This window comes from Bradyrhizobium sp. 142, assembly GCF_023074015.1.
Taxonomy (GTDB): domain Bacteria; phylum Pseudomonadota; class Alphaproteobacteria; order Rhizobiales; family Xanthobacteraceae; genus Bradyrhizobium.
The window spans coordinates 58,253-78,859 of the sequence record NZ_JADPKQ010000334.1 but is presented as its reverse complement, the minus strand read 5'-3'; the positions used below and the strand labels follow the sequence as shown (position 1 = coordinate 78,859).

The window sequence follows — 20,607 nt, the reverse complement described above, 5'->3', positions numbered from 1 at the left end:
TTTCCTTGATTTTCGCCAAGCCTGTCGGTATGGGGTTCTGAGCATTTTCCTGATAAAAGCGGGGGCTTTTCTGGTCCATGCATCCGGGCGCGCGTCGCTCTCGAGCTGCCGAGCCGAAACGGCAATTCCGTTCTCGAATTGAGTGAGAGACAAGATGAAAGCGATCATTCTCGCCGGTGGTTTGGGCACCCGTATCAGCGAAGAATCCCACCTCAAGCCGAAGCCGATGATTGAAATCGGCGGGAAGCCGATTCTTTGGCACATCATGAAAATGTACTCGCATCACGGGATCAATGATTTCGTGGTTTGTCTTGGCTACAAAGGCTACGTCATCAAAGAGTACTTCTCCAATTACTTCCTGCACATGTCTAATGTCACGTTTAGCATGCGTGAGAATAGCATGCAGATCCATGAGAAGTTCGCCGAGCCCTGGCGCGTGACGCTGGTTGATACCGGCGAACTTACCATGACCGGCGGTCGGCTGAAACGGGTCGAGCCGTATATCGGCAATGAATCGTTCTGCTTCACCTATGGCGATGGTGTCGCGGACCTTGATATTTCGGCTCTCATCGCCCAGCATCGCGACGCTGGACGGCTGGCGACCGTGACCGCGATCCAGCCCCCCGGTCGCTACGGTGCGCTGCACATTGAGAACGAAGCGGTCCACCATTTCCAGGAAAAGCCGGCGGGCGACGGCGCCTGGATCAATGGCGGGTTTTTCGTGCTCGAGCCCGGCGTGCTGTCCTATCTCGACGGCGACGAAACGGTATGGGAGCAGCAGCCATTGCAACGACTTGCCGCCGAGGGCCAGTTATCCGCCTATCGCCACGAGGGGTTCTGGCAGGCGATGGACACGCTTCGTGACAAAAATCATCTCGAGGAATTGTGGTCGTCAGGGAAGGCCCCCTGGAAGAGTTGGTGATGATGTTCGGCGATATCTACAAGGGCCGCCATGTGCTAGTGACCGGACACACCGGCTTTAAGGGAAGCTGGCTGGCACTATGGCTCAAGGAGCTGGGCGCGAAGGTGACGGGAATAGCACTTCCGCCGGAGACCGATCCCCACCATTTCGGCCTGCTGAAGCTCGATATCGATTCGCACTTCATCGATATTCGCGATGAAAAACAGCTGCGCGACCAGATCCGCCAGACCGATCCAGATATCGTGTTCCATATGGCTGCCCAACCATTGGTGCGGCGCTCCTACCGCAGTCCGCTGGAGACCTGGGCCGCCAACGTGATGGGCACGGCCAATGTGCTCGACGCATGCCGCGAGGCGGAGCGCCTTGCTGCGATTGTCGTCGTGACCACCGACAAGTGCTACGAAAACAACGAGTGGGTCTGGGGCTATCGCGAGACCGATCGTCTAGGAGGGCATGATCCCTACAGTGCGTCCAAGGCCGGGTGCGAACTGGTTGCAGCCAGCTACCGGAAATCATTCTTCAACTCGCCGGACGCGCCACTGCTGGCCACGGCGCGCGCCGGTAATGTGATCGGCGGCGGCGACTGGTCCGAAGATCGTCTGATTCCGGATCTGGTGCGCTCGATCCGGCACGGCAGGCCGGTGGAGATCAGATCGCCGACGGCGACGCGACCTTGGCAGCATGTTCTCGAATGCCTCTCGGGTTATCTCATGCTCGGACAGAAATTGATCGAACGCGATTCCACCTTTGCCGAGGCCTGGAATTTCGGGCCCGATCGGGAAGGCAACCGCCAGGTTCGGCAGGTCCTAGACGCGATCAAGCGGCAATGGCCGGCTGCGGAATGGTACGACGCCGGTCAGATCCAGACCCACGAAGCGCATCTGCTTCAGGTCGATAGCGACAAGGCCCGTCAGCGCATGCACTGGCAGCCGGTATGGACTTTCGACGAAGGTGTAACAGCCACCGCCGAGTGGTATCGGGCCTGGCTCGAACGAAGCGACGTCATCAGCCGTGCGCAGCTCGATCGCTATGTCGCGCGCGCCAGTGCCCGGGAGTTGGCGTGGGCCGAGGGTTCGGCTTCATGAAGCTCGAGCAGACCGGCATCGAGGGGGTCTGGGTTGCGGAGAGCGTGGCCCACCAAGACTCGCGTGGGGCATTTTCCCGGCTCTTCTGCTCGCGTGAGCAACAGGACATTATCGGATCACGATCGATCGTTCAGATCAATCATTCGATCACTCGTCGCGTCGGCGCGCTCCGGGGACTGCACTATCAAAACGCGCCACATGCGGAAATGAAGATCGTCCGGTGTCTGAGCGGTCGCGTGTTCGACGTGGCCGTCGATTTGCGCAAGGGATCGGCGACGTTCCGGAAATGGACGTCGCTGGAACTCACGCCAGACAATCGCCGCGCTCTCGTCATCCCGGAAGGATGCGCGCATGGCTTCCAGGTGCTGGAGCCGGATTCCGAGCTTCTCTATCTGCATACCGCGTTCTACGCGTCCGAAGCAGAAGGTGCCGTCCGCTTTGACGATCCGATCATTGGCGTGGATTGGCCACTGGCGCCGACCGACCTGTCCGACAGGGACCTCCATCATCCGCTTCTCGACAGGAATTTCGAAGGTATCGTCGTATGAAATGCCGTCATTGCCATCATGAGCTCGAACACGTCTTTCTCGATCTCGGTCACGCGCCACCATCGAACGCCTATCTCTCGGCCAGCCAGCTGCGCGCGCCGGAGACGACGTTTCCGCTGCGGCTCTATGTTTGCGACAAATGTTGGTTGGTCCAGACCGAGGACTATGCGGCGGCCGACGAATTGTTTTCGCGCGATTATGCGTATTTTTCCTCAACCTCCCGCAGTTGGCTGCAGCATGCGGCGCGTTATGTGGAGAAGATCACTGAAATCCTGAAACTGAACCGCGACAGTTTCGTGATCGAGGTCGCTTCCAATGACGGGTACCTGCTGAAGAACTTCGTTGCGGCGGACATCCCATGTCTAGGGGTTGAGCCGACCAGCAGTACCGCCGACGCTGCAGAAAAAATCGGCGTGCCGGTGCTGCGCAAGTTCTTCGGAGAGGCGACCGCGACGGAGCTGGCGGAAGGGGGCAAGCGCGCCGACCTGATCTGCGGTAATAACGTCTACGCGCACGTGCCTGACATCAATGACTTCACGGACGGCCTTCGGATCGCGCTGAAGCAGGGGGGCACCATCAACCTCGAGTTCCCGCATCTGATGAACCTGATCAGGCTCAATCAATTCGATACGGTCTATCATGAGCATTTTTCTTATCTCTCGCTGACCGCCGTCGTGCACATATTTGCAAGGTCAGGACTGCGCATTTTCGATCTGGAAGAACTGCCGACGCACGGCGGAAGCCTGCGCATCTACGGATGCCACGAAAGCGATCCGCGAAAAAACCAGCCTGTTGTGATGGATATGCTGGAAAAAGAGAACGCCTATGGCTTGCGTGACCTGGCCATCTACAAAGGATTTCAGCGCAAGGCGGACAAGGTCAAGGATGACTTCCTTGAATTCCTGATTACCCAAAAGCGCGCAGGCAAATCGGTGGCTGCGTATGGTGCCGCGGCGAAGGGCAATACGCTGATGAACTATGCGGGGGTCAAACATGATCTCGTGAGTTTCGTGTGCGATGCCGCGGCCTCCAAGCAGGGCAGCTACATGCCGGGCAATCACCTCGCGATCCTGCCGCCGTCCCAGCTTGCGAAGGTCAAGCCCGATTGGGTGGTCATCTTCCCCTGGAACATCGCCGACGAGGTGGTGCAGCAGCAGCAGCAGCTTCTGGCATCAGGCAGCAAGTTCGTCATAGCCGTTCCGGAACTCAAGGTTATTCCGTGAAGATCCTGGTGACAGGCGCGACGGGGTTTGTCGGGCGGCACCTTGTTAGCACGCTGCTTGGCCGAGGTCATTCTGTTGTCGCTATCGCCCGCAACGGCGAGAAGGCCCGATCGCTGCCGTGGTTCACGCAGCTCGAATTTATCTCCTGCGACCTTCACCAGGACTTCCGGCCGGCGCTTTCGGGTGGATCTCAGCCGGATGCGCTGATCCATCTGGCCTGGCCCGATCTGCCGAACTATCGCGACTTCTTTCACCTCGGCCGCAATCTTCCTGCTGACCTGTCGTTTCTGGAAGCAGCCGTGGATTCGGGTGTCTCGCAAATCATGGTGGCGGGGACCTGCCTTGAATATGGCATGGAGTATGGGCCGCTGACCGAACAGGGCGCTACGGCGCCGATCACGGCCTATGGTCTTGCCAAGGACGCCTTGCGGAAATCCTTGGAGATCTTGCAGCAGCAAAAGCCGTTCACTCTGCAGTGGATGCGGCTGTTCTATATGTATGGCGAGGGGCAAAACCCAAGTAGTCTGCTCGCGCAACTCGATCGCGCAATTGACGAAGACGCTCCATTTTTCAACATGTCGGCGGGCGATCAGCTGCGCGACTATTTGCCGATCAACGATGTTGCCGCGAATTTCGCATTGGCTCTTGAGAATCCACTAGCCTGCAATGGGGTCATCAACTGCTGCAGCGGCGCGCCGATATCAGTATTGGATCTTGTGTCGCAACGCCGACGCTCACGATCAAGTGGGATTGAACTCCGCCGCGGTCACTTCCCGTATCCCGACTACGAGCCGATGGCCTTCTGGGGCGTGCCCTCCAAGCTCAACGCGCTGAAGCTGTCGTCGCAGTGACTATCGTGGGCGGTCAGGTCTCGTCCATGCCATCCGCCGCTCCGGAGGCGGGCTCAGATTTCGTCAGTTTCGACGGCCGCATCCGTGCCCGAGGGCAACTGCAGCAGCCCGATCGGTATCGCTATTGGCGAACCGACTTGACAGAAACACCGCGCATTTCGCGAGGCTCCGGACTTTCTTACGCGGCAGCAAGCTTCCTGCAGGATGGTTTGTCGGTCTCGCACCGATCGTTCGATCGCGTCACGGATTTCGATTCCGCATGCCATGTCGTTGAGGTCGAGACGGGCATCTCGCTGTTCGCGCTGCACCGCTTCCTGTCTTCGCGCGGGCTTTATCTGCCCATCCAGCCGGGGCATGGCCGAATTTCGGTAGGAGGATGTATTGCCGCCGATGTACATGGCAAGAACCAAAGTCACGATGGCACGTTTATCAACCAGGTCGAGTCGATAGATTTATTGCATCCGTCTCACGGGATATTAGAGCTGTCGCCACAGAAAAATCCGGACCTGTTTCGATTGACCTGTGGCGGTTACGGTCTGACCGGACACATCATCCGCGCACGGCTGCGCGCCTCACCAGCGCCTATGGCCTGGGTCCAGATGCGCGGCGTGCCGTTCGCCGATGCCGCAGAAGGATTCGAGCGCCTGCGGCTCGCCACCCGCGGCACCGATTTCGCCTATACGTGGCACGACATGGCATCATCAAGGCCCGGGTTCGGAAGCGGCTATCTATTTCAGGGCAGGTTCGTCGACGAAGGCGCATCGACGGCATCGGATGCGGAACCGCCAGTGCTATCATCCGAGAGCCGCGGCCGCTGGCCGGTTCCCCTGATGAATGCGATCTCATCGCGTGCCCTCAATCTGGAGTTTCGGCGCCGACAAAAAAGGACACTGCGGGGACAGGTCGTCTCCTTGCAGGATGCGCTGTTTCCGGCTCACAAGACGCAGTTGTACTTTCAGCTGTTCGGCGCCGCAGGTTTTCGCGAGTATCAGGCGATCCTGCCTGACGAGGCGATTGAGGACTATGTCGAATCGGTCCGCGCCTATGTCCGTGCCCAGCCTCTGCCGATCACACTGTCATCCGCAAAGGCATTTGCCGGGAGGCGGGAGTTGCTGCGATTCACGGGGGCAGGCATTTGTCTCGCCCTCGATGTGCCGGCTGGTGCAGCCGCTGATCGGTTCATGGCTTTTCTCGACGAACGGGTGATGGCGCTTGGCGGCCTGCCCAACATCATTAAGGATTCGCGCTTGCCCCGCGCTGTAGTCGACTTCTGCTATGACGGAGCGGATCGTTTCCGGGACGCGCTCCACGCCTTCGATCCGAAACGCCTGTTTCGTTCCGATCTATCCGAAAGGCTCGGCCTTTGAGAGCGCTGGTGATTGGAGCATCGGCGGGCGTGGGACGCGCGCTATGCGAAGCACTTGCGGCGCGTGGTACGGCGCTGCTTCTGGTGGCACGCGATGCACAGGACCTTGATGCGCTCGCCGCCCATCTTCGATTGGTCCACGGCGTCGAGGTGCGAAGGGTCGCCACCGATGCCAGTGTCCCCTCGGTCTGTGTGGAACAGATCGCAGCGGCCGCTTCGCAGTTCGGCGAGATCGATGGGCTTTATTTTCCGATTGGGGCATCGCAGCCGGATGACCTTGGGCTGTTGAACGCGCAGGACACGCTTCGGATAGTGAATTCCAACCTCACCGTCGTGATGGCAGTCACGGCGCACTTACTGCCGCAGCTTCTGCAACAAAAGCGAGCGCGCATTGTAGGTTTCGGTTCGATCGCCGCCGTTCGCGGCAGGAGAGCCAACGTGGTATATTCCGCTGCAAAACGGGGATTGGAGAGCTACTTTGAAAGTCTGCGCCATCTCACCGTCGGCGGCGGCGTGCTGGTTCAGTTCTTTCGACTTGGCTACGTCGAAACCCAGCAGTCGTTTGGCAAGCGTCTGCTCTTCCCCATCGTATCGCCTGCGCGAGTTGCAGATTATGTAATGGCGAACGCTGATAACGACATCGGAGCGGTTTTTTTTCCGAGGTTTTGGGCGGGAGTCGCCCTCGCGATTTCCCGGCTACCCTGGCTAATTTTCAAAAAACTGAATTTCTAACGTAACGCGTTGAACCGATCTGTTCGTATGGTTGCGAGAGAAGTGTCAAGCGACGTCCGGACTTAACGCCGTGGCGATATGAGGAAGTGACCCCTTGTTGTTTGTGAACTAGATTAAAGCAGGCCGCTCGCGAAGCGCGCCCTCCATAGCGCCGTAGCGAGCGAGCGGCTTGCTTCACAGCTGCTTCTCCGATAGTGCGGCGGGCTTCTGCAGGAGCCCGCTGCGACGCTTTTCCTTCGAGAGGTGGCTGTCGCCGCGTATTGTGATCACGTGGCTGTGGTGCAGCAGACGATCAAGGATCGCGGTGGCGACTACGGGATCGCTGAAGACCGAGCCAACTTGAAAGCCACCCGCTGCACAGAACGATCGCCCCACCAAAGCAGCTTTGATCTTCACAGGGAGCTCGACGATTTTGTGCTCTGCGCGCCCTCCATGGTGTTCACCTACTTCTTCTTTCCGCATGCCGCGATCAATCGCCACGCGGTGTTCAGGAAGACACCGCTCGCTGGCAGTTGATTTCGCGGAGCAGAGACGCTCTGCGAGATCCGGCCGTGTTAAGCCCGCTCTCGAAGAGCAGTACGATATCACGAGCTTGCAACTAGACCTCCACATTGGGGCGTGATGGTCAAAGCCGTGGCAGCGAGGCGCACCTCGATTTCGCATGCTGCCTCTGGTCAACTCGCCAAATGTGAGCGTTTCGGCGGTGAAAGGTCGCCATTCGATGCCAAACCGCGGCGCCCGTTCAGCGAAAACCGCTTGGCGCATCAGCCGCGAAACCTTCGGAGCCCAAGGTGGGTATGCGAGCCGCTGCAGCACTTTCTTTGGTATGGATTGGGCTTGCCTGCCAAAGCTCCTTGGCAATCGGTGAGGGGGCGATCTGCATGTTGGTCCACCAGGCTTTTTCGTTGCCATGCCGATGCAGGTCTTGGTCGTGAGTACGGCAGAGCGGCACCGTGAACTCGTCGCTGACCTTGCGCCCCAACCCTCTCGGTTGGGCGACCTTCAGGTGGTGCGGGTCTGATGGAGTTTGTTTGCAGATGAGCAGGGCTGTCCTCGCACGAACGAGAGATGTGGTTTGCTTCGCTTGCGGACCGGCTCCTTGGGAAAGGCAAGAGCCGCCGCTCCGTCCTCTGGCGCGCCATGGCCATGGACGGGTGCTTCCGCTTGCGAGCTGTATTCAATAGCGGCTGCCGGAAGCGCGGCCTCTCCGAGTTTCTGCTGGTAGGCGTCCTCAATTGTCCGGGCGTCGGCCTCTAGAATAATTCGAACGGGCGCACGGATAGCGCCGGTGTCTCATCCCGCAGGTTCGGAGCTCGCGGCCAGTCGAGCTGCATTTGCAACGCGGCAAACAGAAGATACCGGTGGCGTTCGTCCAAGAAAATGGCGTCCATGCGCCAACTCGTATTGTGACGGTCAATCCTCATGACCGCCGCCACTTCATCGGCGGCTGTTTGTATGAGCAAAGACGTCGAGGCGCCGCACCGAATGGGAGCGGCGTTGACGTATGCCCGTCGCTACGCCCTGTTTGCGCTTGTGGGTATTGCCGGCGAGGACGATCTGGATGCGCCAGATACAGTTGCGGGTCCGCCACCCGCCGAGCCGCGACCCAGTAACGGATGGAAAGGAAAACCCGACAAAAGCGTTCTGCGACGTCCTCCAGTGCTCAGCCGAGAGGAATCAGCCAAGCTTCGGGACCAAATGTTGACCGAGATTGTCTCGCTCAAAACAGACGAGGACTTTCTTGCCTGGGCCACGGACGGCCCAAAAACCCGCAAGGACTGGCATTCCGTTGCGATTGGAGCGTTACTAGCGCTTGTTCTCGTCGCCTCGAAGCAGGGACGGAGGGACTTGGGCGGCATCAAAATGACAAAAGGAAGCCAATCGGACAAGTGGCAGCAGAGAGGACGCAAGACGAGCGCTGGGAGCACGAGTCCTGTCTGAATGCGCGAGATGTTGAAAATGAGCGGTGATTGTCGGAGGATGTCAGCGCGTTCAGTGCAACTTGGGTTAGGCAGACTTTATGCGTCCGGCAGTTTTCTTTGATCGTGATGGAGTCCTCAATGAGGATGACGGCTATGCTTTTGACCCGGCTAAGATCCGGTGGGTGGAAGGAGCCGAGCAGGCTGTCAAAGCCGTCAACGATGCTGGGTATTTCGCGTTTGTTGTGACGAACCAATCAGGAATCGCTAGGGGTCTCTACGAGGAGCGGCATGTTCGAAATCTGCATGAATGGATGTCGCATGAGCTCGCTATCGTTGGCGCGCATATCGATGCTTTCGAATTTTGCCCACACCACCCCGATGCTCAGATTGCGCGATACCGAGTCCTCTGCAGCTGCCGCAAGCCTCAACCTGGAATGATCAATGCTTTGCTTGAGCGGTACCCGGTAAATATCAGCGACAGTTTCTTGATCGGCGACAAACAGAGCGATCTCGATGCTGCGAAAGCGGCTGGTCTCGCGGCGTATCTCTTTGATGGGACGAACCTCCAAGCATTCATTCTGCCGCTCTTGGTACATCGATCTCATCGTCCGTTCGCATCGAAGACGATTGAATAACGGCTGGACTCGCAGGACTGCCACTGCGCCTGCAGAAGAATGTTGCTCGTGGCCGAGGGTTGTCCATCGGCGGCCCCTCGAGCCCATCGGCAACATCCCGCCGGCCGAAGCGGAGCAACGCTTACTACGCCATGCCGGAACAACCAGCGCAGTCCCTTAAACCTCCGGTGGCAGTTTGGCGGTGATCCGCAGACCTGTTGCCAGGCCGCGGATCGGTGGAGCGCACGCAACACCGGGAAATCACGGTGATGCAAGGGCAGCAGTCGGCTGCAGCGCCGTAGATTTCCGGATACCAAGGTGTTGGCCTTGGTTAGCACTGGACTTTCGCAGCTCCGAATGGTGTCGGCCAGGGAAGATCCGCACAGCTGGGCCTTTGGCACAGCGCTCGTGCTGCGCTCATAGTGTTCCGTGCTCAGGGCAACCAGATTCCCTGCTGGCCCGCAAAAAATTCCCTGTTCCGGTTTGACCGGAGCGACGCAACCGTTTGGATTGCGTTGCGATTCCAAGGCATTGCGCAAGGTAGGGACCAGATGACGGCGCTGCCGCGCGCGCGTTTTCCCTGCAGAATTCCCTGTTCGCAGGGAATTGGATTTTGAGTCTACCGCTCGTCCGCGATCACCTTGCCGTCGTTGGGCAGCGCGCCAGGGCCGACCAGCTCGACGGCGCCGCCGAGTTTCGTCACCGTCCGCAAGCTGGCCGCGATCTCCTCACGCAGCGCATCGTCTGCCGCCGCCGTCTCCGCCTTCAGCGTCATCGCATCGGTCTCGCCCTGGCGCGTGACGACGAGGCGCAGGCGCCCGAGCGCCGGATGGCGCTTGCCGATTTCGGCGACCTGCTCGGGGCGGACGAACATTCCCTTGACCTTGGTGGTCTGGTCGGCGCGGCCCATCCAGCCCTTGATGCGCATGTTGGTGCGCCCGCACGGGCTCGGAGCCGGCAGCGCGGCCGTGAGGTCGCCAAGTGCGAGGCGGATCCAGGGATGGCGCGGGTCGAGCGAGGTCACCACGATCTCGCCGACGTCGCCCGGTGCAACCGGATCGCCGGTACCGGGCTTGACTATCTCCATGATCAGGTCCTCGTTCACGACCATGCCGTCGCGCGCCCCGGTCTCGAAGGCGATGAGGCCGAGATCGGCGGTGCCGAAGGCTTGGTAGGCGTCGATGCCGCGCGCCTCGATCTCGGCTTGGAGCGAGGGCGGGAAGGCGGCGCCCGAAACCAGCGCGCGTTTGATCGAGGAGACGTCGCGGCCCGCGCTTCCTGCGGCATCGAGCAATATTTTCAGAAAGTCCGGCGTTCCGCTGTAGCCGACAGGCCGGTAGGCCTCGATCAGCTCGAGTTGCTGCTCGGTGTTGCCGGGGCCGGCCGGGATCACTGCACAGCCGAGCGCGCGCGCCGAGGAATCGAAGATGAAGCCGCCTGGGGTGAGGTGGTAGCTGAAGGTATTGAGCACCACGTCGCCTTGCCGGAACCCGGCTGCGAACAGGGCCCGTGCGCCGCGCCAGGGGTCGGCCTGCCGCCCCTCGGGTTCGAAGATCGGACCGGGGGAGGTGAAGAGGCGGGCGAACGATCCCGGCGCAGCCGCTACAAAGCCGCCGAAGGGCATGGAGGCCTTGTGCAGGGCCGGCAGTTCCGACTTGCGCAGCACCGGCAGGCTCGCCAGCGCCGCTCTGGAGGTCACGGCAGACGGGTCGAAGCCCCTCAGGCGCTCGGCATAGGCGGGTGCGGTCATCGCGCTGCGTAGCACGCTCGGCAGGCGGGAGAACAGCTCGGCCTCGCGTGCCGCCTGTTCGCGCGTCTCCAGGTCGTCGTAATGGGCGGTCATGGCTGAACTTTCCGGGTTGGCATCCGTTGCACGCCGCCGCTTGCATGGGTATCAGACGGCCATTGTCGGGGCGTGGAGAGAACGCGATGGCGGACGAAGGAATCAATGCGGCGGACGAGACGTCCAGCGTCGTCGCGCGCCTGAAGCGTCTCATGATCGACGAGGCGCTGCCGCTGTGGTCGACCGTCGGCTGGGACCATGCCGCGGGCGGCTTCATCGACCGGCTGCACCGTGATGGCACGGCAGATGCGGCCGCGCCGCGGCGCGTGTTCGTGCAGGCCCGCCAGATCTGGTGCTACGCCAAGGCGGCGCAGATGGGCTGGTGTCCGGACGGGCGCGCCATCGCGCTGAAGGGGCTCGAGCACCTGCTGGCAAGAGCGAAGGCGCCCGACGGCAGGCCCGGCTACGTGCACCGGCTGACGCCGGAGGGTACGGTGCTGGATGCGCGGCGCGATGCCTACGACCACGCCTTCATCCTGTTTGCGCTGGCGACCGTCTATGCACTCGACAACGACGCGCAGGTTCGCGCCGAGATCGACGCACTGCTCGCCTTCCTCGACGGCCATCTGCGTTCGCCGCATGGCGGCGTCCATGAAGGTCTGCCGGTCTCGCTGCCGCGCCGGCAAAATCCGCACATGCACCTGTTCGAGGCGATGATCGCCTGTTTTGACGCGACCCACGATTTGGCGTTCCAGAACCGCGCCGGCGAGTTTTTTGCACTGTTCCTCGCCAATCTCTACGACAAGCAGAAGCGTACGCTCGGCGAATATTTCGAGGAGGACTGGTCGAAGATCGAGCCGATCAGCGTCGAGCCCGGCCACCAGGCGGAATGGGTCTGGCTCCTGAAGGGGTTCGAGCGCATCACGGGATGTCCGACCGGGCAGCGGCGCACTGAGCTGCTGGCGACCGCGTTGCGCTATCGCGACGAGGCCACCGGCTGCCTCGTCGACGAGGGCGATGATACCGGCAACATCCGCCGCGGCTCGCGCCGGCTGTGGCCGCAGACCGAGATTGCCAAGGCGTGGATCGCCCAGGCCGAGTCCGGCGAGACGGGGGCGGCGGAAGAAGCGCGCTCGGCGCTGGTGCGGCTCGAACGGCATTATCTCAGCCATCCCGTCAAAGGTGGCTGGTTCGATCATTTCGATCGCGACGGCAAATCGCTGATCGACACCATTCCTGCGTCGTCGTTCTATCATGTTCTCTGCGCAGTCACGGAAGCGGAGCAGGTGCTGGGCTGAGAATCTGTTGTTTTGACGCGTTGTTTTCACGCGAGGCGGTTCCTACTTCGCTTGAAAGCGCTATAGCCAGCGCTTGCGACGTTTGAAGCTCTTGAGGTTCTTGAAGCTCTTGCGCTGATCGCCGGCGCCGCCGAGATAGAATTCCTTGACGTCCTCGTTGTCGCGCAATTCATCCGCGGTGCCGTCGAGCACGACCTTGCCCTGCTCCATGATGTAGCCGTGGCTCGCCACCGACAGCGCGGCGCGCGCGTTCTGCTCGACCAGCAGGATGGTGACGCCGAGGTCGCGGTTGATCTTCTGGATGATCGAGAACACCTCTTTCACGAGCAGGGGTGACAGGCCCATCGACGGCTCGTCCATCAGGATCATCTTCGGGCGGGCCATCAGCGCGCGGCCGATCGCCAGCATCTGTTGCTCGCCACCGGAGAGATAGCCGGCGAGCCCCGTGCGCTCCTTCAGGCGCGGGAAATAGTTGAAGACCATGTCGAGATCGGCACCGACCTCGCGGTCCCTGCGGGTGAAGGCGCCGAGCTTGAGGTTTTCCAGCGAGGTCATGTCGGCGACGATACGGCGTCCCTCCATCACCTGGAAGATGCCGCGGCGGACGATCTTGTCGGGATCGATGCCGTTGATGCGCTCGCCCTCGAACAGGATCTCGCCGCGCGTGACCTCTCCGTCTTCGGTCTTGAGCAGCCCCGAGATCGCCTTCAGCGTCGTCGACTTGCCGGCACCGTTGGCCCCGAGCAGTGCCACGATCGCGCCCTTGGGCACATCGAGGCTGAGGCCGCGCAGCACCAGGATGACGTCGTCATAAACGACCTCGATGTTGCGCATGCCGAGGAGGGGCGGCGCGGGCACGATGCTGGGGGAGAGACGAACGGCTTCGGTGGGCTGGGTCATGTTTCGCAGTTCTCCGCAGTCGTCGCCCGGCTTGACCGGGCGACCCAGTATTCCAGAGACGTCCTCTTGAGAAGCCGCGGCGTACTGGATCCCCCGCCCTCGCGGGGGATGACAGTTGTGCATGAGGTGAGCGTCGCGCTCACCACCCCAGCAATTCCGGCTTGCGCGGCAGCTCGACGGTTTTGACCTTCTCGAGCTTGATCGTGCCCTTGGCCATGAGGTCGTTGAGATCGCCATCGGTCGCGCCGGTGATCTTGGTGCGATAGAGGTCGACCTTCAGCGTGCCGCGATGGTCCTTCTCGGTCCAGGTCGAGGGATTGCAGACGCCTTCCATCCCGGCCGGTACCCAGTCCTTCTTCTGGTAGAATCCTTTGGCGACGTTGTCGCCGGTGGCGCCGCCGTTCTTGGCGGCCCAGTCGAGCGCCTCCTTCATGTAGAGCGCCGAGCAGACGGCCGCGATGTAATGCACGGGCCGATAGACCTTGCCGGTGGGATCGGACATCTTCGAGATCTCCATCACCGTCTTCATGCCGGGCGCATCGCCGCCCCAGCTCACCGCGGTGCGTAAAGGGAAGATCACGCCGTTGGCGGCATCGCCCGCGGTCTTGGCAGCGTTCTCATCCATGCCCCAGACGTTGCCGAGGAACTGAATTTCGACGCCGGCGCTCTTGCAGGCCTTCATCACCGAGATGTTGGAGGCCGCAGTGTTGCCGAGATAGGCGTAGTTGGCGCCCGAGGATTTCAGGCTCAGGCACTGCGCGCTGTAGTCGCCCGGCGCGAGCGCGAACACGAGTGGCGGCAGCACCTCGAAGCCGAGCTCCTGCGCCATGGCTTCACCGGCAGCTTTTGGCGCGTTCGGATAGGGGTGGTTGGCGCCCATGTGCACGAATTTCGGCTTGCTGGGCTTGCCCTTGGCCTTCCAGTCCTCGGCCGCCCACATCAACATCGCGCGCAGCGAGTCCGAATAGCTCGGGCCATAGAAGAAATTATAGGGCGCGGGCTTGGCCTTGCCGCTGATGCCTTCGGGATCGGTGAGCGCCGCGGCGTAGGAGGCGGACATGTCGGGAATCTTGTCCTGGGCGAGGAATCCGGTCAGCGCCTCGGTGTCCGCCGTGCCCCAGCCCATGATTGCCGCGACCTTCGAATCGGGCGCCGACCATTTCTTGTAGAGCGCGATCGCGCGCGGCACCTGGTAGCCGTAATCATTGGTGTCGACGCTGAGTTGCTTGCCGCCGACCCCGCCGTTCTTGTTGACCCAGGCAAAGGTGTCGGCGACCGCCTGGCCGAACGGCGTGCCGACGTCGGAGGTGCCGCCGGAATAGTCGGCGAGATGCCCGATCGCGATCTGCGCCTGCGCGCTCGCCGAAAAGGCTACGATCGCCAGCGCAAGCGATGCGGTGCTCAAAAGGGATTTTGTCTTCATTTGTTGCCTCCTGCTGTTTATTCGTTGGTTAGACAGTTGCCCGCGCTCAATGCGAGAACGGGTAGAGTTTCCAGTAAGCCTTGATCTGACGCCAGCGATGCGCAAGCCCGTCCGGCTCGAACATCAAAAACGCGATGATGATCACCCCGATCGCGATCTCGCGCAGGAAGGTGATGTTGTTGTTGAGCGAGAGCGCCCTGTCGATCGCGCCGCCCTTTAAATGGACGCTGAGGAATTCCATGGATTCCGGCAGCAGCACCACGAAGGCGGTGCCCATCAGCGTGCCCATGATCGAGCCGGTGCCGCCGATGATGATCATGGCGAGAAACAGGATCGAGCGCTCGATGCCGAAGCCTTCCTGGGAGACCACGAGCTGGTAGTGCGCATAGAGCGCACCCGCGATGCCGGCGAAGAAAGCGGCGAGGCCAAACGACAGGGTGCGGTATTTTGTGAGGTTGATGCCCATGATCTCGGCGGAGAGATAATGGTCGCGGATCGCCACCAGCGCGCGGCCGTCGCGCGTACGCATTAAGTTGGTGACGAGGACGTAGCTCGCGACCACATAGGCCAGCACGACATAGAAATATTGCCTGTCGCCGCGCAGGGTGAAGCCGAAGATCGAGAATGGATTGGCGCTGGCCGGTACCGAGCCGCCGGTGAACCACTCCGCGCGAGAGAAAAAGTCGAGCAGGATGTATTGCGCGGCAAGCGTCGCGATGACGAGGTAGAGCCCCTTCAGCCGGGCCGCCGGAATGCCGAAGATCAGGCCGACCAGCGCGGTGACCACACCCGCGAGCGGGATCGCGAAGAACACCGGGATCGGCGCGTTGTTGGAGATGTAGGCCGAGGTGAAGGCGCCAAGCAGGAAGAAGGCAGCGTGCCCGATCGAGATCTGGCCGGTGAAGCCGACGAGAATATTCAGGCCCAGCGCCGCAATCGAGAAGATGCCGATCTGGATCAGGATGCTGAGCCAGTAGCCGCCAAGGAACTGCGGCGCGAGGCAAAGCAGCAGCGCGCCGGCGATCGCAAAATTGCGGCTGGTCGTGGTCGGAAATATCGTGGTGTCCGCGGCGTAGGAAGTGCGGAAATCACCAGCAGGGATGAGGGCAGGGCCGGCCATGGGTCAGATCCGCTCGATGTCGTGAGTGCCGAACAGGCCATAGGGCTTGATCATCAGCACGATGATGAGGACGTAGAACGGCGCGATCTCGTAGAGATTGCCCCAGTGCAGATACTCGCTGTCGACATATTGCGCGATGTTCTCGAGCAGACCGATGATGATGCCGCCGAGCACGGCGCCGCCGACCGAATCCAGCCCCCCGAGGATCGCCGCCGGAAACACCTTGATGCCGTAGGCAGCGAGCCCCGACGACACGCCGTTCACCACGGCGACCACGACGCCCGCGACTGCCGACACCGTCGCCGAAATGGCCCAGGCCATCGCGAACACGCTCTTGACGGAAATGCCGAGCGACTGCGCCACCTGCTGGTTGAACGCGGTCGCACGCATCGCAAGTCCGTATTTGGAGGCACGGAAGAACCATGCCATGCCGATCATCATGGCGACCGAGACGACAAGGCTCATGACATAGACGGTCTGAATCTGAAGCCCGAACAGGCTGACCGATTGGCTCTCGAACACACGCGGAAACGGCTGCGGATTGACGCCGTACATCCATTTCAGCGTGGCCTGGAGCACGGTCGAGAGGCCGATCGTCACCATGATCACCGAGATGATGGGTTCGCCAATCATCGGCCGCAGGATCAAGACTTGGATGGCGATGCCGAAAACGAACATGAAGACCAGCGTCATCGGCATGCCGATCCAGAACGGCACCTGGTATTTCGCCAGCAGCGTCCAGCACACCCAGGCGCCGACCAACAGCAGCTCGCCTTGCGCGAAGTTGACGACTTGGCTGGCCTTGTAAATCAGCACAAACGACATCGCGACCACGCCATAGAGCGTGCCGACCACGAGGCCGTTGACCAGGAGCTGGATGAGGAAGGCGGTGTTCATGACGGTTAATCCAGCTCGTCATTGCCGGGCTTGACCCGGCAATCCATCGTTTTGGAAAGAAGCTTGCTCGAAAGAGGATGGATGCGCGGGTCAGGCCCGCGCATGACGATCACGTGTGTCACTCCGCCGCCTCCGCCAAATGCCCGGTTCCGCCCAGATCCACCACCCGCAGTGTGGTGCGCACCCTTTGGGTAGTGCCGTCCTGGAAGCGGATCACGGTGTCGACGGGGATGTCGGCGACGCCGCGGTAAATGGCGTCGATGATGCCGGCGTATTTCTCGTTGATGACGCTGCGGCGCACTTTTCGCGTGCGGGTGAGCTCGCCGTCGTCAGCGTCCAGCTCCTTGTAAAGCAGCAGGAAGCGCGAGATGCGTTGCGCCGGCGGCAGCGTGAGATTCACGGTCTCGACCTCCTTGCGGAGCAAGGCATAGACCTCCGGCCGCGAGGCGAGGTCGCTATAAGTCGTGAACGAGAGCCGGTTCTTCTCTGCCCATTTCGAGATGATGGAATAGCGGATGCAGATCATCGCCGCGAGCGCGTCGCGGCCGGCGCCAAGCACCACGGCTTCCGCGATATAGGGCGAGAATTTCAACTTGTTCTCGATGAACTGCGGCGAGAAGCGCTCGCCGCGCGAGGTCTCGGCAAGATCCTTGATGCGGTCGATGACCACGAGCTGCCCGTTGTCGTTGAAATATCCGGCATCGCCCGACAGCATCCAGCCATCCCTGAGGTCGGCGACGCTCGCCTCCGGGTTCTTGTAGTAGCCCAGGAACATGTTGGGATGCCGCACCACGATCTCGCCGACGCCGTGAACGTCGGCATTGTCGATGCGGATCTCGACGCTGTCGGCCATCGGTACGCCGGTGGTGTCGGGATCGACCTTGCCCTCGGGGTGCAGCGTGTAGGCGCCGAGCAATTCGGTCTGGCCGTAGAGCGTGCGCAGGGGCACGCCCATCGCCTGGAAGAACTTGAAGGTGTCGGGGCCGAGCGCCGCGCCGCCGGTTGCAGCCGAGCGCAGACGGGTGAAGCCGAGGCGGTCGCGCAGCGCACGGAACAGGATCGCGTCGGCAAAGCCGGAACGCTTGCCCTGTTCGAGCGCGGCGAGCCCGCTTCGCATGCCCACATCGAACAGGCGCTGCTTGAAGGGTGTGGCGTCCATCACCTTGGCGCGGACGTCGGCGGCGATGGATTCCCAGACGCGCGGCGCAAACAGCACGAACGTCGGCGCGATCTCGCGCAAATCGTTCATCATCGTATCCGGCTCTTCGACGAAGTTGATCTTCATCCGGCAGAGCAGGCCTTTGCCGAGCACATAGACCTGTTCCATGATCCAGGGCAGCGGCAGCACCGAGACATATTCGTCGTCCGGCCCCTTCGGGTCGAAGGCGAGATAGGTCGCGCAATGGCCGAGCACGCGTCCGGCGGCGAGCATCGCGAGTTTCGGATGCGACGTGGTACCCGATGTGGTGCAGAGGATCGCAACGTCTTCGCCCCTGGTGGCATCCACCAGCCGATCGTAAAGCTCGGGCTCCCGCACAGCTCGCGCCCGGCCGAGCTCGGCGAATTTCTCCGCCGACATCAGCCGTGGATCGTCATATTTCCGCATCCCGCGCGGATCGGAATAGATGATGTGCTTGAGCCTTGGCACGCGCTCGGCAAGCACGAGCAGCTTGTCGACCTGCTCTTCGTCCTCGGCGAAGACAAGCTGCGCTTCGCCGTAATTGAGCAGGTAGGCGGCTTCCTCATCCAGCACGTCGCGATAGAGCCCGAGGCTCAATCCGCCGATCGCATGGGTCGCCACCTCGGCAGCGACCCAGTCCGGCCGGTTGTCGCCAATGATGCCGATGACATCCTCGCGCCCGAGGCCCAATTCGACGAGGCCGAGCGCGAAGTTGCGTACGCGGGTCTGATAATCATTCCAAGTGAACGGGCGCCAGAGTCCGAGATCCTTTTCGCGCAGCGCGATCTCGTTGCCGTGCTCCCTGGCATTCAGCCGGAGCATCTTTGGATAGGTATCGGCCTGCGCGACGCGGCCTGCGTAATCCATCATGCCGCGCTCTCCTGCGCCGGCGGGGCATCGTCTGGATCGACCAGCACCTCATCCTCCTCGCCGAGATAGGCGCGTCTGACGTGGGGGTCGGCGAGCACCGCGGCCGGATCGCCCTCGGCGATCTTGCGGCCGAAATCCAGCACCATGACACGGTGGGAGATGTCCATCACCACGCCCATGTCGTGCTCGATCATCACCACCGTCATCCCGAACTCCTCGTTGAGATCGACGATGTAGCGGGCCATGTCCTCCTTTTCCTCGAAATTCATGCCGGCCATCGGCTCGTCGAGGAGAATGAGGCGCGGCTCCAGCGCCATGGCGCGGGCCAGTTCCACGCGCTTGCGCAGGCCGTAGGAGAGGGTGCCGGCTTGCGCTTTTCGTACCGACTGGAGATCGAGGAAGTCGATGATCTCCTCGACCTTGCGGCGATGCTCGAGCTCTTCCTTGCGCGCGCCGGTGAGCCAGTAGAGCGAACCCGTGAAGAAGTTGTTCTTCAGCAGGTGATGGCGGCCGACCATGATGTTGTCGAGCACGCTCATGTGGTGGAACAGCGCAAGATTCTGGAAGGTGCGGCCGATGCCGAGCGAGGCCCGCGCATTCGGCGTCAATCCGGTAATATCGCGGCCTTGGTAGAAGAGTTGGCCTTCGGTGGGCTTGTAGCGGCCGGAAATGCAGTTCACGATCGAGGTCTTGCCGGCGCCATTGGGGCCGATGATCGAGAACAGCTCGCCCTCCTTGATGGCGAAGCCGACATCGGTCAGCGCACGGACGCCGCCGAATCGCAAGGACACGCCGCGCACTTCAAGACTGGTAGCCACCAAACAAAGCCCTCCCGGTGATGGCGCTTTTTGTGGCGCTCTTCGTCCGTTCCTCTCGGGCGATCCTAGTACGGTCGTGCCGGTGAGGCCATGCAGCAGATGGTCTCGACCGGACCGCGCGGCTTTCGTTCCCGGTCGGGATCAAAAGCCGCATTGCCCAAGGTGGCCCTCAATAGGGGAAAGCGCTATTTAGGAATGTCTCCCGGTTGACAATTCGGTGACAAAATTTTTCGGGCGGCAAGCGGCCTTCATCTTTCGTCGGATGCTGCTGAAATAATCGTGTTGCGGTGCAACAGAAGGATGGAGTGACGAAACGGTGCGGCTGGCCTCTAGATCATGATTTCAGATGATCAACTGAAGCGCGTCGCCGCCTGGTCGCGCGAACTTACCAAGCAGGAGATCGAGGTCGCCCGCGGTGGAATCACGGAGCGGTCCTACGGCACTGGCGAGACCGTTTTCATGCGCGGCGACACATTCGCCTATTGGGCCGGCATGGTGAGCGGCCTCGCCCGGATGGGCGGGGTCTCGCGTGACGGCAAGGAGACGAGCCTGGCCGGGCTGACGGCGGGGGCCTGGTTCGGCGAGGGCAGCGTGCTCAAGAACGAGCCGCGCCGCTACGACGTGGTCGCGCTGCGCGACAGCCGCGTCGCACTGATGGAGCGCAGTGCCTTCATGTGGCTGTTCGAGAACAGCGTCGGCTTCAACCGTTTTCTGGTCCGCCAGCTCAACGAGCGGCTCGGCCAGTTCATCGGCATGCTCGAGGTCAACCGCACGCTGGATGCCACCGCACGGCTCGCCCGCAGCATCGCCTTGCTGTTCAACCCGATCCTCTATCCGGAATCGACCGCGCATCTGGAGATCACCCAGGAGGAGATCGGCGCGCTCTCCGGCATGTCCAGGCAAAACGCCAACCGCGCGCTCAACCGGCTGGAGAAGGAGGGGCTGCTGCGGTTGGAGTACGGCGGCGTGACTATTTTGGATATCGATCGGCTAAGGGGATACGGGGAGGAGTGAAGCCGCGTTCGCGGCCGTAACCGCGAGCGCCGCAACCGCCG

21 protein-coding genes and 1 pseudogene are annotated in these 20,607 nt (G+C 61.6%); 11 read left to right on the top strand and 11 right to left on the bottom strand.

Features of this window, described 5'->3' with window-relative positions:
• The first annotated feature begins 154 nt into the window (after nucleotides 1-154).
• From rfbF to IVA82_RS31700, 7 genes are read left to right on the top strand one after another with little or no spacing between them, the layout of a single operon-like run.
• Nucleotides 155-922: a glucose-1-phosphate cytidylyltransferase gene (gene rfbF / locus IVA82_RS31730; protein ID WP_247391819.1), complete on the top strand. Its 768-nt coding sequence runs from the start codon at nucleotides 155-157 to the stop codon at nucleotides 920-922.
• Entirely contained in the window at nucleotides 922-2,007 is a 1,086-nt protein-coding gene (rfbG, locus tag IVA82_RS31725) for a CDP-glucose 4,6-dehydratase (RefSeq protein ID WP_247391817.1), read from the top strand. Before rfbF ends, rfbG begins: the two co-directional genes overlap by 1 nt.
• Complete coding sequence (rfbC, locus tag IVA82_RS31720; RefSeq protein WP_247391815.1) at nucleotides 2,004-2,555, top strand: dTDP-4-dehydrorhamnose 3,5-epimerase; 552 nt, start codon at nucleotides 2,004-2,006, stop codon at nucleotides 2,553-2,555. The genes rfbG and rfbC overlap by 4 nt, the downstream gene beginning before the upstream one ends.
• Nucleotides 2,552-3,778 (top strand): class I SAM-dependent methyltransferase, encoded by a 1,227-nt coding sequence (locus tag IVA82_RS31715; protein ID WP_247391813.1) that lies wholly within the window; start codon nucleotides 2,552-2,554, stop codon nucleotides 3,776-3,778. Before rfbC ends, IVA82_RS31715 begins: the two co-directional genes overlap by 4 nt.
• On the top strand, nucleotides 3,775-4,629 hold the full coding sequence (locus IVA82_RS31710) for an NAD(P)-dependent oxidoreductase (protein WP_247391812.1): 855 nt from the start codon (nucleotides 3,775-3,777) through the stop codon (nucleotides 4,627-4,629). Before IVA82_RS31715 ends, IVA82_RS31710 begins: the two co-directional genes overlap by 4 nt.
• Before the next feature lie 5 nt (nucleotides 4,630-4,634).
• Entirely contained in the window at nucleotides 4,635-5,996 is a 1,362-nt protein-coding gene (locus tag IVA82_RS31705) for an FAD-binding oxidoreductase (protein WP_247391809.1), read from the top strand.
• 8 nt (nucleotides 5,997-6,004) lie between these two features.
• Nucleotides 6,005-6,727 (top strand): SDR family NAD(P)-dependent oxidoreductase, encoded by a 723-nt coding sequence (locus IVA82_RS31700; RefSeq protein ID WP_247391808.1) that lies wholly within the window; start codon nucleotides 6,005-6,007, stop codon nucleotides 6,725-6,727.
• A gap of 174 nt (nucleotides 6,728-6,901) precedes the next feature.
• Here IVA82_RS31700 and IVA82_RS31695 read toward each other — a convergent pair.
• From IVA82_RS31695 to IVA82_RS31685, 3 genes and pseudogenes are all read right to left on the bottom strand, one after another.
• A pseudogene (locus IVA82_RS31695) lies at nucleotides 6,902-7,060 on the bottom strand (ATP-binding protein); the annotation flags it as partial.
• A 409-nt stretch (nucleotides 7,061-7,469) separates the two neighbouring features.
• Nucleotides 7,470-7,709, bottom strand: coding sequence for a hypothetical protein (locus tag IVA82_RS49150; protein ID WP_346658827.1), 240 nt, complete (start codon nucleotides 7,707-7,709; stop codon nucleotides 7,470-7,472).
• 271 nt (nucleotides 7,710-7,980) lie between these two features.
• Nucleotides 7,981-8,118 (bottom strand): hypothetical protein, encoded by a 138-nt coding sequence (locus IVA82_RS31685; protein ID WP_247391806.1) that lies wholly within the window; start codon nucleotides 8,116-8,118, stop codon nucleotides 7,981-7,983.
• A gap of 64 nt (nucleotides 8,119-8,182) precedes the next feature.
• Between IVA82_RS31685 and IVA82_RS49145 the strand changes: the two genes are divergently transcribed.
• Together IVA82_RS49145 and IVA82_RS31675 are read left to right on the top strand one after the other, a co-directional pair.
• Nucleotides 8,183-8,668, top strand: a complete 486-nt coding sequence (locus tag IVA82_RS49145; protein WP_346658826.1) for an ERF family protein — start codon at nucleotides 8,183-8,185, stop codon at nucleotides 8,666-8,668.
• A 79-nt stretch (nucleotides 8,669-8,747) separates the two neighbouring features.
• Nucleotides 8,748-9,284: an HAD family hydrolase gene (locus tag IVA82_RS31675; RefSeq protein WP_247391805.1), complete on the top strand. Its 537-nt coding sequence runs from the start codon at nucleotides 8,748-8,750 to the stop codon at nucleotides 9,282-9,284.
• Between the two features lie 598 nt (nucleotides 9,285-9,882).
• Here the strand turns inward: IVA82_RS31675 and IVA82_RS31670 are convergent.
• The gene (locus tag IVA82_RS31670; RefSeq protein WP_247391804.1) at nucleotides 9,883-11,106 is read right to left on the bottom strand and encodes an AMP-binding protein; all 1,224 of its coding nucleotides are present in this window, start codon (nucleotides 11,104-11,106) and stop codon (nucleotides 9,883-9,885) included.
• Nucleotides 11,107-11,192: 86 nt separating this feature from the next.
• Between IVA82_RS31670 and IVA82_RS31665 the strand changes: the two genes are divergently transcribed.
• A complete protein-coding gene (locus tag IVA82_RS31665; RefSeq protein WP_247391802.1) occupies nucleotides 11,193-12,344 on the top strand; it encodes an AGE family epimerase/isomerase in 1,152 nt (383 codons plus the stop codon).
• A gap of 60 nt (nucleotides 12,345-12,404) precedes the next feature.
• Here the strand turns inward: IVA82_RS31665 and IVA82_RS31660 are convergent, their stop codons facing one another.
• The 7 genes from IVA82_RS31660 to IVA82_RS31630 all read right to left on the bottom strand — a co-directional run bounded on the left by IVA82_RS31660 (nucleotide 12,405) and on the right by IVA82_RS31630 (nucleotide 19,552).
• The gene (locus IVA82_RS31660) at nucleotides 12,405-13,244 is read right to left on the bottom strand and encodes an ABC transporter ATP-binding protein (RefSeq protein WP_247391800.1); all 840 of its coding nucleotides are present in this window, start codon (nucleotides 13,242-13,244) and stop codon (nucleotides 12,405-12,407) included.
• A gap of 139 nt (nucleotides 13,245-13,383) precedes the next feature.
• Nucleotides 13,384-14,667 (bottom strand): ABC transporter substrate-binding protein, encoded by a 1,284-nt coding sequence (locus IVA82_RS31655; RefSeq protein ID WP_247391797.1) that lies wholly within the window; start codon nucleotides 14,665-14,667, stop codon nucleotides 13,384-13,386.
• 46 nt (nucleotides 14,668-14,713) lie between these two features.
• Nucleotides 14,714-15,787, bottom strand: coding sequence for a branched-chain amino acid ABC transporter permease (locus IVA82_RS31650; protein WP_247391794.1), 1,074 nt, complete (start codon nucleotides 15,785-15,787; stop codon nucleotides 14,714-14,716).
• A gap of 3 nt (nucleotides 15,788-15,790) precedes the next feature.
• Entirely contained in the window at nucleotides 15,791-16,684 is an 894-nt protein-coding gene (locus IVA82_RS31645; RefSeq protein ID WP_247391792.1) for a branched-chain amino acid ABC transporter permease, read from the bottom strand.
• A gap of 5 nt (nucleotides 16,685-16,689) precedes the next feature.
• Nucleotides 16,690-16,806 carry an ABC transporter gene (locus IVA82_RS31640; RefSeq protein ID WP_247391791.1) on the bottom strand — a complete coding sequence of 39 codons (117 nt, stop codon included), beginning with the start codon at nucleotides 16,804-16,806 and terminating at the stop codon, nucleotides 16,690-16,692.
• A complete protein-coding gene (locus tag IVA82_RS31635) occupies nucleotides 16,803-18,734 on the bottom strand; it encodes a long-chain fatty acid--CoA ligase (protein WP_247391788.1) in 1,932 nt (643 codons plus the stop codon). Before IVA82_RS31635 ends, IVA82_RS31640 begins: the two co-directional genes overlap by 4 nt.
• Nucleotides 18,731-19,552 (bottom strand): ABC transporter ATP-binding protein, encoded by an 822-nt coding sequence (locus IVA82_RS31630; RefSeq protein ID WP_247391785.1) that lies wholly within the window; start codon nucleotides 19,550-19,552, stop codon nucleotides 18,731-18,733. Before IVA82_RS31630 ends, IVA82_RS31635 begins: the two co-directional genes overlap by 4 nt.
• A 336-nt stretch (nucleotides 19,553-19,888) precedes the next feature.
• Between IVA82_RS31630 and IVA82_RS31625 the strand changes: the two genes are divergently transcribed.
• Entirely contained in the window at nucleotides 19,889-20,566 is a 678-nt protein-coding gene (locus IVA82_RS31625; RefSeq protein ID WP_247391782.1) for a Crp/Fnr family transcriptional regulator, read from the top strand.
• The last annotated feature ends 41 nt before the right edge of the window (nucleotides 20,567-20,607 follow it).

Excerpts from the sequence above, each read along its gene's own strand:
- IVA82_RS31635 (WP_247391788.1), bottom strand. The coding sequence starts at position 18,734 with ATGATGGATTACGCAGGCCGCGTCGCGCAGGCCGATACCTATCCAAAG.
- rfbF (WP_247391819.1), top strand. The coding sequence starts at position 155 with ATGAAAGCGATCATTCTCGCCGGTGGTTTGGGCACCCGTATCAGCGAA.
- rfbG (WP_247391817.1), top strand. The coding sequence starts at position 922 with ATGATGTTCGGCGATATCTACAAGGGCCGCCATGTGCTAGTGACCGGA.
- IVA82_RS31685 (WP_247391806.1), bottom strand. The coding sequence starts at position 8,118 with ATGGACGCCATTTTCTTGGACGAACGCCACCGGTATCTTCTGTTTGCC.
- IVA82_RS31670 (WP_247391804.1), bottom strand. The coding sequence starts at position 11,106 with ATGACCGCCCATTACGACGACCTGGAGACGCGCGAACAGGCGGCACGC.
- IVA82_RS49145 (WP_346658826.1), top strand. The coding sequence starts at position 8,183 with ATGAGCAAAGACGTCGAGGCGCCGCACCGAATGGGAGCGGCGTTGACG.
- IVA82_RS31715 (WP_247391813.1), top strand. The coding sequence starts at position 2,552 with ATGAAATGCCGTCATTGCCATCATGAGCTCGAACACGTCTTTCTCGAT.
- IVA82_RS31650 (WP_247391794.1), bottom strand. The coding sequence starts at position 15,787 with ATGGCCGGCCCTGCCCTCATCCCTGCTGGTGATTTCCGCACTTCCTAC.
- IVA82_RS31675 (WP_247391805.1), top strand. The coding sequence starts at position 8,748 with ATGCGTCCGGCAGTTTTCTTTGATCGTGATGGAGTCCTCAATGAGGAT.
- IVA82_RS31660 (WP_247391800.1), bottom strand. The coding sequence starts at position 13,244 with ATGACCCAGCCCACCGAAGCCGTTCGTCTCTCCCCCAGCATCGTGCCC.
- IVA82_RS31625 (WP_247391782.1), top strand. The coding sequence starts at position 19,889 with ATGATTTCAGATGATCAACTGAAGCGCGTCGCCGCCTGGTCGCGCGAA.
- IVA82_RS31645 (WP_247391792.1), bottom strand. The coding sequence starts at position 16,684 with ATGAACACCGCCTTCCTCATCCAGCTCCTGGTCAACGGCCTCGTGGTC.
- IVA82_RS31655 (WP_247391797.1), bottom strand. The coding sequence starts at position 14,667 with ATGAAGACAAAATCCCTTTTGAGCACCGCATCGCTTGCGCTGGCGATC.
- rfbC (WP_247391815.1), top strand. The coding sequence starts at position 2,004 with ATGAAGCTCGAGCAGACCGGCATCGAGGGGGTCTGGGTTGCGGAGAGC.
- IVA82_RS31665 (WP_247391802.1), top strand. The coding sequence starts at position 11,193 with ATGGCGGACGAAGGAATCAATGCGGCGGACGAGACGTCCAGCGTCGTC.